Below are 17,942 nucleotides of genomic sequence, written 5' to 3' on the forward strand. Positions count from 1 at the left end.
TAATTGATTTGATTTTTCATTTAGCTGCTGATAAGTTAGCTTCTCCTCTTTAAATACTACAGCTGTTTTTTCTGGCACTTTTTCTACTGTTTCTTCTATTAACTCTTTTATACTTTTTTCTCTTGGATATTCCATAGCAGTATTATTGAATTCTTTTAATACAAGCTCTCTTTCTTCTTCTTGCAGCATGTTTATATCTTGCAGCTTCTTTTGTGGGTTCTTTATTAATTGATCTAAAACATTAGTAAAATGTCCTGCAAATCTCTCTATAGATGCTTTTTCAAATATTTCACTGTAATACAATACATTAATTTCCAGCCTGTCCCCAATTTCATCAACATACATTGTCATATCATAGTCCGCTGAATAATAGTCAGATTCATAGTTGTCAATACTGAAATCCATTGATTCTGCTGATTCGTTTTGTTTTTCAAAATTCTGATATATCAGCATTACATCAAAGAGTGCATTTCTGCTTAAATCCCTGTTCAGATTTAATTTGTTTATTATTTCTTCAAATGGATATGATTGATTTTCGTATCCTTTTAATACGGTTTCTTTTATTTCCTGTAAATAATCTGCTACTGTTTTTCCTTTATTAGGTATGCATCTAAATGCAATGCTGTTTAAAAATACTCCTATAAGACTTTGTATATCTGCATGCTCTCTTCCTGCTGTAACTGTACCAATAATTATGTCTTCCTGGTTACTGTATTTTGATAAAGTTAAACTATATGCTTCTAAAAGAGCCATAAATATTGTAGCCTTATTTTCTAAAGCAAAATTCTTTAGATTTGCAGATATCCTTTCATCAATAGCAAAGCTATAATTGCCTCCTCCACTACTTTTTAGTAATGGTCTTGCTTTATCAGCAGGCATATTTAATACTGGTATCTCTCCTGCGAATTCATTTAACCAGTAGCTTTCCTGCTTCTGCATTTCATCCTTTTTAAGAATGTCATTTTGCCATACTGCATAATCCTTATACTGAAGCTTAAGCTCATTAAGCTCTTTTCCTTCATAAAGTCTGATAAAATCATCAATCAGTATCTGAATCGATGTTCCATCAGATACAATATGGTGCATATCTGTCATTAGTATGTATTTTGAGTTAGCTATTTTTATTAAACCCACCCTAATTAAAGGTGCTTCACTTAAATCAAAAGGTCTGATAAAGCTTCTTACTATAAATTCTATTCTTTCATCTTTATCTTCTTCATAGTATTCAATACTAAAATCAATATCTTCATTAATTTTCTGCAGTATCTCTCCTTCAATAAAGTCAAAGGATGTCCTTAATATTTCATGCCGAAATACTAATTCCCTGAAGGCCTTTTCTATCTTTTCTTTATCAATATTTCCTTCCAGCACAAGCACCTGAGGCAAGTTATATGCTGTACCTCCTAATTCTATATTCTGCAGGGTATACAACCTTTTTTGTACAGAAGATACAGGGTAGTATTCCATTTTCTCTGCAGGCTTGATTTCATAATATCGGCTCTTTTGACAGCTAACAATATACTCAGCAAATTCCTTTACAGTAACTAACTTAAATATTTCTTTAATAGAAACTTTTACTTCCAGTTCTTGTTGTATTCTTGCTGCAAGTATAGTTGCTTTTAGTGAATGCCCTCCAAGCTCAAAGAAATTATCATTAATCCCTATTCTCTCCACCTTTAAGATATCCTGCCATAGCTCTACTAGCTTTTGTTCTGTCTCATTTCTTGGTGCTTCATATGCGGCTCCTGTATTTATCAATTTCTTTGGTTCAGGTAATGCTTTTTTATCTATCTTGCCATTTGGTGTCAATGGCATCTTATCAAGCTGTACAAAATATGATGGTATCATATACTCTGGCAAATCATTTTTAAGATATTCTCTAAGTTCTCCTATCGTCAGTTGCTTATCTGCTATAAAATATGCGGTCAGATGCTTGTCCCCAATGTCATCACTCTTAACTATAATAACAGCATCTTTTACATCTTTATTACCTAAAAGCCTGCTTTCTATTTCTCCCAGTTCTATTCTATAGCCTCTTATCTTCACCTGATGGTCACTTCTTCCCATAAATTCAATATTCCCGTCAGGCAGCCATCTTCCCAAATCTCCGGTTCTATACATCCGCTTTCCTTCTATAAACGGATTATCTATAAATTTCTCTTTAGCTAATTCAAGCTTATTTATATATCCTCTTGATACTCCTTCCCCTGATATATATATTTCTCCCGGCACTCCAATTGGCAGTATATTCTTACCTTCATCCAGTATATAGACACTATAATTAGCAATAGGCTTTCCTATTGAAACATTTTCTTCCGCTCCTGTGCAGTGATAACAAGTTGTACATACTGTTGTTTCTGTCGGTCCATACATATTGTATACTTTTGCATATTTTATGATATTGCTATAGTACTCTTTCTTTAATACATCACTGCTACTTAAATATGTATGTACTGATTTCATAGGTTCTAGGCTATTAAGCTGATTCAAAATTAATGGGGAACAACTTAATATAGTTACTTGATATCTGTCTATAAGCTCTTTTAATTCTTCTGCTTCTTTTACCTGCTCCTGATCTGGTATTACTACTTTTCCTCCTTTTGTTAATACAGTATATGTTTCTTCAACAAATCCATCAAATGTTATTGATGCTTGCTGCAATGTAGTATCTTTAGCACTTATTCCAAATTTCCTGTTAAATTCCGTTATATATGCAATTACGTTTCTGTGCTCCGTCATTATTCCTTTTGGCTGTCCTGTTGTTCCAGATGTATATATTACATATGCTAAATTACTACTATCATTAATTGATAAAAGGTTATTTCCATTACCATCATATAAACTCTCATCTTCCAAGCACAAAGTCTGTCCTTTAAAGTCAACTGTTTCTTTAAGTTTTCCTTGCACTAGCAGTATTTCAGCTCCGCTATCTTCCAGCATGTACTTTATTCTCTCTTTTGGATAAAGCGGATCTATCGGTAAATATGCTCCTCCTGCTTTTAATACTGCCAAAATTCCTACCATCATATCAATGGATTTTTCTGCCATTACTCCAACTATACTATCTGGATTTACTCCCTGTTTTCTAAGATTTTCTGCCAACTGATTTGATTTCCTGTTTAATTCTTCATAAGTTACCTGTTGATTTTTATACACTAATGCTATATTCTTCGGCGTTAATTCTTCCTGTTCTTCAAATAATTGCTGTAGTGTCTTTTCTTTTGGATATTGACCAATGTTTCCGACTAGTTGTCCTAAAATCAAATTTTTTTCATTTTCTGCTGCTATTTTAATTTTTCTTAGTTCCTTTTCGCTTTCTGACATCATCTGCCTTATTGTATTAATCCAATGCTCTGCAAATCTTTGTATTGTCTTTGAATTATATATTCTTGTATAGAATTGCAAGTAAACATCCAATTTATCTCCTGCCTCATCTACATAAAACGTCATATCATAGTCAGATACATTGTGCTCCGATTTATATGGCTTAATATCCCAATCAGAAGTTGCTATTTTTTGTTCATATTTTTGGTAGTTTTGATAAATAAGCATAATGTCAAAAAGAGCATTCCTACTTAAATCACGGTTTAGTTTTAATTTCTCTATAGTTTCTTCTATCGGATAAGATTGGTTCTCATAACCCTCTAATACACACTCTTTTATTTCTGTCAAATATTCTATTACTTTCTTATCCCCGTTCGGCCTACATCTAAAGGCTATATTATTTAAGAAAACTCCTATTACATCTTCTATATCCGCATTATCCCTACCTGCCATTACTGATCCTATAGTAATGTCATCCTGCCTGCTGTATTTTGCCAAGGTTATGCTAAGGGATGCTAAAAGTACCATAAATATGGTTAACTCATTTTTTCTTGCAAATTCTTTGATATGTCTATATAATAGTTCATCTATTATAAATCCATAGTGACTTCCCTCATTGCTTTTTACTGCTGGCCGTGGATAATCAGATGGTATATTAAGTACTGGTAACTCTCCTTCAAATACTTTTAACCAGTATTCTTCTTGTTTTTTCATTTTATCTTTTTTTAATTCACTTCTTTGCCATTCGGCAAAATCCTTATATTGTATTTTCAGTTCCTTAAGTTCTTCTCCATCATATAATGAGGCAAAATCTTTTATAAATATTTCTCTAGATGTTCCATCAGATATAATGTGGTGCATATCCATCATTAATACATGTGTTTCCTCCGAAAGTTCAATTATACCTATCCTAAAAAGTGGTGCTATACTCAAGTCAAAGTACTTTATGAAGTTTCTTATTATTTCTTCGGTTTCTTCGGTTTGCTCCTTTTGCACTTTATAATAATCAATCTTGAATTTAATCTCTTGATGAACTTTCTGTACTATTTCGTCTCCAATAATTTCAAATGAGGTTCTTAATGCCTCATGCCTTTGAACTAACTTCTTAAATGTAACTTGCACCCTTGTTTTATCAAGTTTTCCCTCTATTAAGAGTATTTCTGGCATATTATATATTGTACTTTTTTCATCCATCTCCTGCAGTATATATATTCTTTTCTGGATTGAAGATACGATATAATACGGCTTCTCATCTAAAGGTTCAATAGCATTATAGATTCTCTTTTCACTGCTTAATATATATTTTGCCATCCCTTTTATTGTAGGAAATATAAAAACTTCCTTAATCGAAACATCCACATTCATCTCCTTGCGTATCCTAGCAGCAAGTATTGTTGCTCTTATAGAATGTCCTCCAAGTTCAAAGAAATCATCGTTGATTCCAATCTTCTCAATCTTTAATATATCCCGCCACAGCTCTTCCAGTTTTTGCTCCACTTCATTCCTAGGAGATTCATATTCTACTCCTGTATTATTCAGTCTTTCTGGTTCTGGCAGTGCTTTTCTGTCTATCTTACCATTTGCTGTTAAAGGCATTGCATCAAGATGAATAAAGTAGGATGGTATCATATACTCGGGTAAATTTGTTTTTAAATATTCCCTTAAATCACCTATTATAAGTCGCTTATCTGCTACAAAATATGCAGTTAGATACTTATCCTCTCTGTCATCACTCTTAACTATAACAACCGCTTCTTTTATTGCCGTGTATTCTAATAGCTGGTTCTCAATTTCCCCTAGCTCTATTCTATACCCCCTTATCTTTACTTGATTGCCTATCCTTCCTAAAAATTCTATATTGCCGTCAGGAAGCCATCTTGCCATATCTCCTGTCCGGTACATCCGTTCTCCTTCTATAAAGGGGTTTTGCACAAATTTCTCTAGTGTAAGCTCTGGGCAATTGAGGTAACCTCTTGCAAGTCCGACTCCACTTATATACAATTCCCCGGCCACTCCAATAGGCTGTATTTTTTGATTCTTGTCAAGTATATATATTCTCGTATTTGTTATAGGTTTACCTATTGGTATATTGTGTTTCCAGTGCTTTACCTCATAGCAGGTAGCTACTACTGTATTCTCTGTAGGTCCATAATTATTTATTAGTTTATACGACTTTTTCTTATAACTGTTAAGTTTGTCCCCTCCGGTCAGTAACTTCTTTAAACTGTTGTTCTCTTCCTCCATAAACTGCTCGCATAATTGGGTTGGAAGAAAACTTATATTTACTCCGTTATCTTTATAGTATTCATTTAACTTTTTTATATCCATTCTTATATCTTCAGAAATAATATGCAAAGTAGCTCCACCTATAAGAAACGGAAATATTTCCATTATAGACGCATCAAATCCGATGCTTGCATATTTTGTACTTATAGTACTTTCATCTATTTCGTAATAGTCTTTAAACCAGAGACTTAGGTTTAAAAGTGATTTGTGTTCTATCTCTGTTCCTTTAGGCTTACCTGTAGACCCTGAAGTATAAATTATATATGCTAAATCATTTGGCTCATTAATAATTTCAATATTGCTACTCTTTAGGCTGTAGTTTTCTTCTTCATCCAATTCAATAATATCTATTTCATATTTATCTACTATATTCTTTAAATTCTTCTGTGTTAAAAGAAACCTTGCTCCACAATCTTCAAGCATATATCTAATTCTATCTTTAGGGTAATCAGGATCTATTGGCACATACGCTGCTCCTGATTTTATAACTCCTATTACTCCAATTATTATTTCCAATGAGGGTTTTGCCATAATTGCAATTACATCTTCCTGTTTTGCACCTTTTGTTCTTAGTATTCTTGCCAAACAATTTGAATTTTCATTAAGTTGCCTATATGTTAGTTTTGTTCCTTCATAAATTACAGCTTCCTTTTCCGGAGTTTTGAATGCTTGTTCCTCCAGTAATTGTTGTATTGTTTTATATCTTAGATATTCTAGATTTGTTTTATTAAATTCTTCAAGCATCTGCCTCTTTTCTTCTTCTGTAACCATCTCTATCTCAGCTATTTTTATATTAATATTATCTACTACTAATATTAATAAATTTATTAAATTTGCAGTTATTTTTTTAATTAAATTTAGCGAATATAGATTATCATTATAACTGAGGCACAGTTTTACTTGCTCTTGTTTTCTTTTAAAGATATATTTTATATTGGTCTTAACAGCTTCTATATATGTTGTATCCTGTATATTCTCCAGCAAAACCATCACATCAAATAAAGGAAAAGCGTTCTTATTTTCAGGTACATTTATATCTAATATTAGCTTTTCAAAAGGATAATTTCGATTATCTACACATTCATTTATAATTTGTCTTACCAGAAGTAACAGTTCCTTAAAAGAGATTCCCATAGACAGTTTGCATCTAATTGGTAAAATTTTATTGGCTAATTGTCGTTCATTGTCCTCTTTATATATTACACTCCCCAGTATAATATCACTGTTACCTGTATATTTTCCTACCAGAATAACCATTGCTGCAATAAGAAGCATGTGCAGCCTATAATCTGAATTTCCTGAGATACTTATGAGTTTTTGTGAGGCATACTTTGGTATGTCGAATTCTAACATTTTCTGCTTATATGTATTTTCTTTTTTATATAAATCCCTTGGAAAACTACTGTATTCCAGTTTTCCAGATAGCTTTTCCAACCAATATGCCTTTTCTTTGACCAACTGATTTGCAATAATTATTTTTTCTTTATCTACATTTATCATTAATATTGTACCACCTTTCACATTGAGAATTATTTATCGAAATTAAAATCACCCTCGTCATCTTTCAAAATATTTGAATCCGATACTATAAATTTTTCAGATAGAATTATATCTTTAATATAAACATTAGGATTAGTAACTATATTCTTTAATATAATTAAATATTTTTCTCCTAGAATCTCAATAGTTTCTCTATTAAAAAGAGTTGACATATACTCAATATACAGTTTTAATGATTCACTTCCTTCTAATATTATAAATGCAATATCAATCTTCACTTTAGTATTGATTTGTACTTTAAATGGTTTAAATATTATATCATTTATCGTAGTTGCTTCATTCTCCATATTTTGCACTGCAAACAAGGTATCAAACAATGGATTTCTTCCTATATCACGTTTTACTTTAAGTTTTTCTACCAGTTCTTCAAACTGGTAGTTTTGATTTTCATAGGCTTCAAGGCATCCTTTCCTTACTTCCAATAACAACTCTTTAAATGTTTTTTTGCCTTCCGGTTTATTTCGCATAGCTAAAGTGTTTACAAACATTCCTATTATTTTTTCCAAATCTGCATGCGGTCTTCCTGCTATAGGACTTCCAACTACAATATCAACCTGTCCGCTGAACTTATGTAAAAGAATGTAGTATGCTGCAAGAAGAACCATATAAAGAGTTGTTCCTGTCTCTTTTGCCATTTTTTCAAGCATCTCCGACAATTTCTTGCCAAATTCCATTTTTAAACTTTCCCCCTCAGTGTCCTGAATAGTTTTCCTATCATAGTCAGTAGGCAGATTAAGTACAGGTATTTCTCCTTTGAATTGTTCCAACCAGTATTTTTCTTGTTTTTTATAAAGTTCTCCTTGTATTAATTTATTTTGCCATTCTGCATAATCCTTATACTGTATTTCTAATTTCTCTAATCTTTTATCTTGATAAATCGCTGAAATCTCCTTATTAATAATCCCCATCGAAGTTCCATCAGATATAATATGATGTATGTCATACATCAAAATATATTTTTTAGGATGTATTTTAATAAGCCCTACTCTTAAAAGTGGTGCTTTACTTAAATCAAATGGTCTTACAAATTTAATTATTTTTTCTTTCTCAATTTCTTCCGAATACTCAATTTTAAAATTTACATACCTATGTATCTTCTGAACAATTTCACCATTTATAATCTCAAAAGATGTTCTTAATGTTTCATGTCTGATAATAAGCTTTTTAAAGCATTCTTCTAATCTAATAATATCCAGATTTCCTTCTAGCTCTATTATGTCTGATATATTGTAGGCTATGCTTTCCAAATTAAATTGCTGTAAAACATACATTCTCTTTTGTGCTGAAGATACCGGATAATAGTCTTTTTCTTCCACCTGTTTTATTTGGTCGTACCTGTTTTTTTCACTGCAATCTATATATTCTGCCAAGCCCCTAATTGTAGGTTTTTCAAATATCTCCTTAAGAGGTACTTTTACTTCTAGCTCCTTTTGCACCCTAGCTACAAGTGTTGTCGCTTTTAAAGAATGTCCTCCGAGTTCAAAGAAATTATCGTTTACCCCAATTTTCTCTACTTTTAAGATATCTTCCCATATCTCTACCAGCTTTTGTTCTACATCACTTCTTGGTGCTTCATATTCTATTCCTGTATCAATTACGCCTTCAGGGGCTGGTAATACGGCTCTATCAATTTTTCCATTTAGAGTGTAAGGAATTTTATCTATCTGTGTAAAATACGACGGTATCATATAATTAGGTAGCATACGCGTTAATTTTTTTCTTATTAATCCTATGTCTAACAAACTATCAGATACCAGATATGCACAAAGGAACTTATCCCATTTATCTTCTTTTACTGTTACCACGACCTCTTTTACTTCTTTGTAGCTTCTTAAGCAATTCTCTATCTCACCCAATTCGATTCTGTAACCTCTAATCTTAACTTGATTATCTATTCTGCCAACAAACTCCACATTCCCGTCTGGTAACCATCTTGCCATATCTCCCGTTTTATACATTGTTCCACTCTTTGTAAATGGATCATCCATAAATTTCTCAACAGTGAGTTCTGGTTTGTTTAGATATCCTCGAGCTACTCCTTCACCTCCAATATAAAGCTCCCCATAGTGTCCTATTGCTTTAGGTTTCCTGCATTCATCTAAAATATAGAATTTTGTATTTTGCATTGGCTTTCCGATTGGTACATTAGACATATTTTCTATACTTTTATTTATTTCGTAAAAACTGGAATCAATGGTACCTTCAGTAACTCCATAATTATTAATTATCCACATTGTATTTGAGAATCTTTCATTTATTTTGATGAAATCTTCTACAGAGTAACTGTCTCCTCCAAGTATCAATATCTTCATACTACTGATATCCAGCTTATTAGCATAAATATATTCCATCATGGGTATAATCACGGCCGGTGAAGACTCAAGTATATTTACTCCATGCTTTTGTATCAAATTGTAAAGTTCAGCCGAATCAAGCCTTACTTCTTTGGGACAGATTACCATTGTCCCTGCGTTTGTAAATACCCTCATCAAGTCTCCAGTAAACAAATCAAAAGAAATACTCGCAATCTGCAACAATCGCACATCGAACTCATCAAGTCCATATGACCTTTTCCATTCATAAACCATATTCAGAAGGTTTCTATGCTCCACCATAACACCTTTTGGCTTACCCGTTGTCCCTGATGTATACACGATGTATACTAAATCCATAGGTTTATTAATGCAATCTAAATTACTGTCATCTCCTTGGTATAACGATACATCCTTAACATTTATATTGAAATATTCCTGACTGATACCTTCGGTCTGATCAGTTAACAATATTCTTACATTGCTATCTTTAAGCATATATACTATCCTATCATTAGGATATTCAGTGTCTATTGTTAAATATGCTCCTCCGCTCTTTATCACTGCCAGCACTGCTATAATCATTTCAACAGATCTATCCATCATTATTCCTACAATACAATTATTTTTAATACCCTTTCCCCTTAACATGCTTGCTAATTGATTTGATTTTTGATTAAGTTGCTGATAAGTTAACTGGTTATCTTCAAATATTACTGCTGTCTTGTCTGGAACTTTTTCGACCATTTCTTCAATTAATTGTTTTATACTTTTATCTCTTGGATATTCTATGGAAGTCTTATTGAAGTCCACTAATACACGTTGCATTTCTTCTTTAGACATTATGTCAATATCTTTCAGCTTACTATCAGGCTTTTTTACTAGTGCCTTTAAAATGTTGTTAAAGTGACCTGCAAATCTTTCTATAGAAGCTTTTTCAAATATGCCACTATAATACAATATGTCAATTTGGAGTCTGTCCTTTATATCTTCAATATACATGGTCATATCATAATCCGCAGAATAATATTTAGATTCGTAGCTATGAATGCTAAAATTCATTGACTTAGCTACTTTTTCCTGTTTTTCATAATTCTGATATATCAGCATCACATCAAACAGTGCATTTCTGCTTAAATCTCTATTCAAATTTAATTTATCTATAATTTCTTCAATTGGATAAGATTGGTTTTCATAACCCTTTAACACTGTCTGTTTTATTTCCTGCAAATAATGTTCTGCTGTTTTCTCTTTTTGTGGCATGCATCTGAATGCAATACTGTTAAGAAATACCCCCATCAGATTTTGTATATCTGCATGTTCTCTACCTGCTGTAACTGTACCAATAATTATGTCCTCTTGCCCACTATATTTTGATAGCGTTAAACTGAATGCCTCTAAAAAAACCATAAATATGGTAACTTGATTTCTTAAAGCAAAATCTTTTAAATCCTTCAACAGATTTTCTTCAATGGTAAAATGATAATTGTCACCTTCACTTCCTTTTATTGACGGTCTTACTTTATCAAGAGGCATACTTAAAACAGGGATTTCTCCAGCAAATTCATTTAGCCAGTATTTCTCCTGAACCTGCATCTGTTCCTTTTTCAAGATCTCACTCTGCCATACTGCATAATCTTTATACTGAAGCTTAAGCTCGTTAAGTTCTTTCCCTTCATAAAGTCTGATGAAGTCATGAATAAGAATTTCAATGGATGTTCCATCTGACACGATATGGTGAATATCTGTCATTAGTATGTATTTTTTTGAATTTATTTTGATAAGACCTCCCCGTATCAAAGGAGCTTGTTCTAAGTTGAAAGGTCTTATAAAATTCCTTACAATGAATTCAATTCTTGTTTTTTTATCTTCTTCATAATATTCAACATTAAAGTTAACAGCATCATGGACTTTTTGAAATATCTTTCCTTCAATAAATTTAAAAGATGTCCTTAATATTTCATGGTGACATACTAATTTCTTAAACGTATTTTCTATAATTTCTTTGTCAATATTTCCTTCCAGCACAAGTACTTGCGGCATATTATATGCTGTTTCGTCTAAGTCAATATTCTGCAATGTATATAATCGTTTTTGTATAGACGACACAGGATAATATTCCCTTTTATTTGCAGTCTTAATTGAATAATACTGGCTCTTTTGACATCTGTTAATATGTACAGCAAGCTCTTTAACCGTAGGTAACGTAAATATTTCCTTTATAGACACTTTTACTTCTAGCTCTTTTTCTATCCTTGCCATAATTATTGTTGCTTTTAGAGAATGTCCACCAAGTTCAAAAAAATTATCATTGATTCCTATCCTCTTTACCTTTAATATATCCTGCCATATTTCTGCTAACTTTTCCTCTGTTTTATTTCTTGGTGCTTCATATTCTACTCCTGTATGAACTAAGACTTCTGGGTCTGGCATTACTTTTCTGTCAATCTTACCGTTTGATGTCAGTGGCATTTTGTCAAGCTGTACAAAATATTGCGGTACCATATATTCTGGTAGATTATTATTTAAGTATTGTCTAAGTTCACCTACTGTCAATTGCCTATTCGCTACAAAATATGCTGTTAGATATTTTTCTCCGTTTTTTTCTTCTCTTGCAATTACCACTGCATCTTTTATTTCTTCATGATCTAATAGCTTACTTTCTATTTCTCCAAGCTCTATTCTATTCCCCCTAATTTTTACCTGATAATCTATTCGTCCCATAAATTCTATATTTCCATCAGGCTGCCATCTTGCCAAATCTCCTGTTTTATACATTCGTTGTCCTTGTTTTATCGGGTTTGGTATAAATTTTTCTTCAGTAAGTTCTGAACGATTCAAATAACCTCTTGCTAATCCGTCTCCTGCTATATGCAGTTCTCCTGGTATCCCTATAGGCTGAAGTTTGTTATTTTGGTCCAGTATATATATCTCTATGTTGTCTATTGGTTTCCCTAAGGGTATTATCCCTATTTCTTCTGTTTCAGGGCAGTCATAATAAGATACCTCAATGGTAGCTTCTGTTGGTCCATATAAATTATATAACCGGGCTCCTGTCTCCTTATTTATTAACTTATTAAACTGTTTAACCTGACTGGTTGTTAAGGCTTCTCCACTTGCAAACACTCGTTTTAAACTACTCATCCCATTTGCATCACCTACAATTTTTAGATATTGTAAAAAAGCATTAAGCATAGATGGCACAAAATGCATTGTAGTTACCATATTTTCTTCTATTGCCTTTTTTATTATACTTGGTGCCTTTTCGCCTCCAGGCTCCAACATAGACACTGTAGCTCCTGCAAACGACCACCATATTAACTCCCATACAGATACATCAAAAGTATATGGGGTTTTTTGCAATATTACGTCATCCTGTCCTATTGGATATTTTTTTTGCCTCCAGTTTATCTTATTTATTACGGAGCAATGCTCTATCATCACTCCCTTTGGTTTACCAGTCGAACCTGACGTATATATTACATAGGCAAGATCTGTAGGTTTGTTTACTATTTCCAGATTTATACCGTCTTCCATATACAAAGATTCATCTTCCAAATTAATTACTTCTACTCCGTTTACCTTTTCAGTAAACCGCTCCTGGGTAAGTACGATCTGCGTTTCACTATCATCTATTAAGTACTGTATTCTTTCTGACGGATAATGGGGGTCTATTGGCAGATACGCTCCTCCTGCCTTTAGTATCCCATATATACCTATTACCATTTCCAAAGACCTTTCAACCAGCATTGCTACTATTGTATCTGGCCTTATTCCTCTTACTCTTAGTTTTTTTGCTAATTTATTTGCTTTACAGTTAAGTTCTGTGTAGGTCAAATGCTTATCACGATATTTTACTGCTATTCTTTCAGGAGTTTTTTCAACCTGCTCTTCAAATATTTGATGTATTGTTTTGTCCTTTGGATATTCTGCTTTAGTATTATTGAATTCTACCAAGAGCTGGCTTTTTTCTTCTTCTGTAAGCATATCTATTGCCTCAATACTTATTTTAGGATTTTCAACAATTTCTCTAAGTATATTTATGTAATGTTTAGAGAATCGATTTACTGTTTCTTTATTAAAAAGTTTACTGCAATATTCAATATTCAATGCTATTGTATCTTGTAATTCTATTACATCTATACTTAAGTCAAACTTTACGGTTTCATTTTCTCTGTTCCATGGTTTGAATACTACATCCTTCACTAGAATTTCTTCGCTCTGAATATTCTGCATTACAAATAGTGTATCAAACAATGGATTTCTTGCTATATCACGTTTTATTTCAAGATTTTCAACCAATTCATCAAACTGATAGCTTTGATTTTCATAAGCTTGAAGGCATCCCTCCTTTACCTCCTGCAAAAACTTCGCAAAACTTTTTTTACCTTCCGGTCTGTTTCTCATAGCTAAAGTATTTACAAACATTCCTATTATATTTTCCAAATCTGCATGAAATCTACCTGTTATCGGGCTGCCAACTATTATGTCTTCTTGCCCACTGTATTTTGAAAGAAACACGTTATATGCTGCAAGCAGTATCATATATATTGTACTTTCCGTTTGTTGTGACAGTTTTCTTATACCTTTAGTTAATTCTTCTTTAATTTCAAACCTTAAACTACTTCCTTCAAAGCTTTGTATTAATTGTCTCGGATAATCTGTCGGCATATTAAGTACAGGAATTTCTCCTTTAAATCTATCCAACCAGTATTTTCCTTGGTTTTTATAGTATTCTTCATGTACCAATTTATTCTGCCATTCAGCATAATCCTTATACTGTATATTTAAATCTTTTAATTCTTTTTTTTCATATAGAGTCGATATTTCACGAAATATTATATTCATTGAAGCTCCATCACATATTATATGGTGTATGTCATACATCAATATATGCTTTTTGGGCTGTACTTTAATAAGCCCCACTCTAAAAAGAGGAGCTTCGCTTAAATCGAATGGTCTTACAAATGTCCTTATTCTTTTACATATTATTGCTTCTTCTTTTTCTTCTACATACTCAATTTCAAAGTTTATATTCTTATTAATCTTTTGTATTAGTTCTTCTCCTTGCATTTTAAATGATGTGCGCAGTGATTCATGCCTGTTAAGTAATTTTTTAAAAACAGATTCTAGCTTTTCTAAGTCTAATTCTCCTTCTATATTAATTACTACGGGCATATTATACGCAGTATTTTTTATATCAAATTGCTGCAGAGTATATATTCTCTTTTGGGCTGATGATACAGGATAATATTCTTTTTTTTCTGCCTGTTTTATTGATATATAGTCATTCTGTTCACTTTTGTCTATAAATTGTGCTAAATTTTTAATAGTAGATTTTGCAAATATCTCCTTAAGAGGTATTTTTACTTCCAGCTCCTTCTGTATTCTAGCTACAAGTATAATAGCTTTTAAAGAATGTCCTCCGAGTTCAAAGAAATTATCGTTAATTCCTATCCTTTCTACCTTTAATATATCCTGCCATAGTTCTACCAGCTTTTGCTCCAATTCATTCCTAGGCGCTTTATATTCCACTCCTGTATCAATAAGTCCTTTCGGTTCCGGTAGTACTTTTCTGTCTATCTTACCGTTTGGTGTCAATGGCATTACATCAAGCTGAACAAAATAAGATGGTATCATATACTCAGGTAAATTACTTTTTAGGTATCCTCTAAGTTCTCCTACTGTCATCTGCCTATTGGCTACAAAATAGGCTGTTATATATTTATCTCCGCTGCCATCACGCTTAATCACAATGACTACTTCTTTTACATCTTTATGCCCCAGAAGCCTACTCTCTATTTCTCCCAATTCTACCCTATAGCCCCTTATTTTTATCTGATGATCACTTCTTCCTATAAACTCTATATTACCATCAGGCATCCATCTTCCCATATCACCAGTTTTATACATTCTTTGATTAGAAACAAAAGGATCTTTTATAAACTTCTTTGCAGTCAACTCCGGCATATTTACATAACCTCGTCCTACACAATCCCCTGCTAAATACATCTCACCAGTCACCCCTATGGGAACTAATTTATTATTATTTCCCATAATGTATACTCTTGTATTATTAATTGGCTTACCTATTGGGGGTATTTCTTGTATTCCTGCTTCTGCATTAATAAAAAAAGTTGTTACAACATGTGTCTCTGATGGTCCATAGTGATTGTGCAAATCAATATTCTTTTCTGTAATGATTTTTTTTAACTTATCATTTATTATCAATTGCTCACCGGCTGTTATTAAACATTTTACACAATTAGGTAAATTATCAATCATATCATTTTCACTTGCCATGTATTTAACATATGAAGTTGGTAAGAATAATACTTCAATTCCTGTTTTCTCTACAAATGACATTAACTTATATGGATTTTTTTTCTGTTCATCATTTATAATATTTAGTTCTCCCCCTCTTAATAAAGTTGAGAATATTTCCTGATAACAAACATCAAAACAGCATGTTGTAAACTGCATTACCTTTGTTCCAAAATTAATATTTAAATTGTTGTATTCAAAATATACTAAATTAACCATATTTTTATGTTCTATCATTACACCCTTTGGTTTACCAGTACTTCCAGATGTATAAATGATATAAAGCAAATCTTCTGGCTTATTAACATTATTAAGATTTTGATTTTCTCTACAGCTATTATCAATATCCTCCAAATAAAAATGTTTTCCTTTAAATAATAAATTTTCTTTTCTTTCGCAAATTAATACCTGTGCTTTTCCATCTTTAATAATATGTTTTATTCTATCCACTGGATATTCTGGATCAATCGGAAGAATAGCACCTCCCGCTTTTAAAATCCCCAACATTGCCGCAATCATTTCTGAAGAACGTTTTGTCATTATGCCTACGGCATTATCTCTACATACACCCATCTCTCGTAGCTTTATTGCTACATGGTTGGCCTTATTATTAAGTTCTCTATAAGTCCAAAACTTATCATAGTATTTTACGGCTACATTTTTCGGTGTTTTTTCTACCTGCTCCTCAAATAATTCGTGTATTGTTTTTTCTCTCGGATATTCTTCTTTCGTACTGTTGAATTCTACTAATATCTGTCTCTTTTCTTCTTCTGTAAGAATTTCTATTTCATCTACGCTTATATTGGGATTTTCGATTATTTTTTCCGTTACATTCAAAATGTGTCCAAGTATTGCTTCTATTCTGTCCTTGGCATACAGTTTTCCGTTATATGAAATCTGCATGTTAAGTCGCTTACCTGGTATAACCAGTATATTAAAGTTATAGCTTGTCCTATCATACATCTTCACATTGGAAATTTTAAAACCTAGAAGATTCTCATCAACAAGATCCTTTGCTTCCTTTTCAATAGGATAATTTTCAAACACAAGTATATGGTCTAATAGATTCTGTTTAACCACAGTCTGGGCTTGAATATCTGCAAGTGCATAGTAGTCATACCGAGCAGCTTTCTGAGTTTCTGCTTGAAGTCGTGTGACAAACTTTGCAAAACTTTCATCGCTTTGTTTTATAACACGTATAGGTACTGTATTTATAAATAAGCCTACCATTTTTTCAATGCCTTCTATCTCTGGAGGGCGTCCTGATACCACCGAACCAAAAACAACATCCTCAGTATTATTATATTGCTGTAGTATGACAGCCCACACGACTCTTATGATGCTGTTAACCGTTACTTTAAGTTTTCCAGCAAGACTCTCAAGAGCCTTTGTGCGTTCTTCATCTAGATAAGTCTCTGCTTCCCTATAGTCATATTCCTCATATTCTTCTACAGCTTTGTTCCTATGAATCGGTGTAGGCTGTTCATATCCTTCTAGGTACCTCTTCCAGTAGTCTGCTGCTTCCTGAATATCTTGCCGTTCCAACCACCTTATAAAGTTGCTGTATGGGTATACTCGCGGTAATTTTGGTTCTTTACCATCTTTTAAAGCTTTATAAATCTTAAAAAAATCCCCCAACAATATTCCTAGGCACCAACCGTCCATTATAATATGATGATAGCTCCAGATAAGTCTATAGCCTGTCTCCGAAATTCTAAGAACAGCAAGACGTATAAGAATATCCTTCGTTAGATTAAAGCCTTTTTTGCTATCTGCTTCTCTGAATTTAGCCACATATTTTTTTATGTCGTCCTCGCTCATTCCTCTAATGTCTTTAGTATTTACTTCGCACTTTCTGCTTTTTAATACTACCTGCATAGGCTCATTTACATTTTCAAATAAAAAAACTGTTCTCAAAACATCATATCTTTCTATCATTAAATCAAAGCTTTTTTCAAGCAGGGTTACCTCAACATCCCCTTCCAACCATATTTCTGCCTGCTGAAAATATGCATTAGGGTCTGCTTCTATAATTGTATGAAACAGCATGCCCTGCTGCATTGGGGTAAGCTTATATATATCCTTTACATCGCTTCTTTTAAACACTGATTTATACCTCCTAAAAACTCTATTTAC

At 32.5% G+C, this 17,942-nt stretch carries 2 protein-coding genes; both read right to left on the reverse strand.

The genetic code is table 11. The features are described from left to right. On the reverse strand, window positions 1-7,110 hold a 7,110-nt coding region (locus RTW14_RS16120), incomplete at its 3' end, for a non-ribosomal peptide synthetase (RefSeq protein WP_312653308.1). 29 nt (window positions 7,111-7,139) lie between these two features. Next, a complete protein-coding gene (locus tag RTW14_RS16125) occupies window positions 7,140-17,912 on the reverse strand; it encodes a non-ribosomal peptide synthetase (RefSeq protein ID WP_312653310.1) in 10,773 nt (3,590 codons plus the stop codon). Between the last annotated feature and the right edge of the window lie 30 nt (window positions 17,913-17,942).

Origin of the sequence: Aminipila sp., from assembly GCF_032051575.1 — a bacterium.
In the GTDB taxonomy this organism is placed as follows: domain Bacteria; phylum Bacillota; class Clostridia; order Peptostreptococcales; family Anaerovoracaceae; genus Aminipila.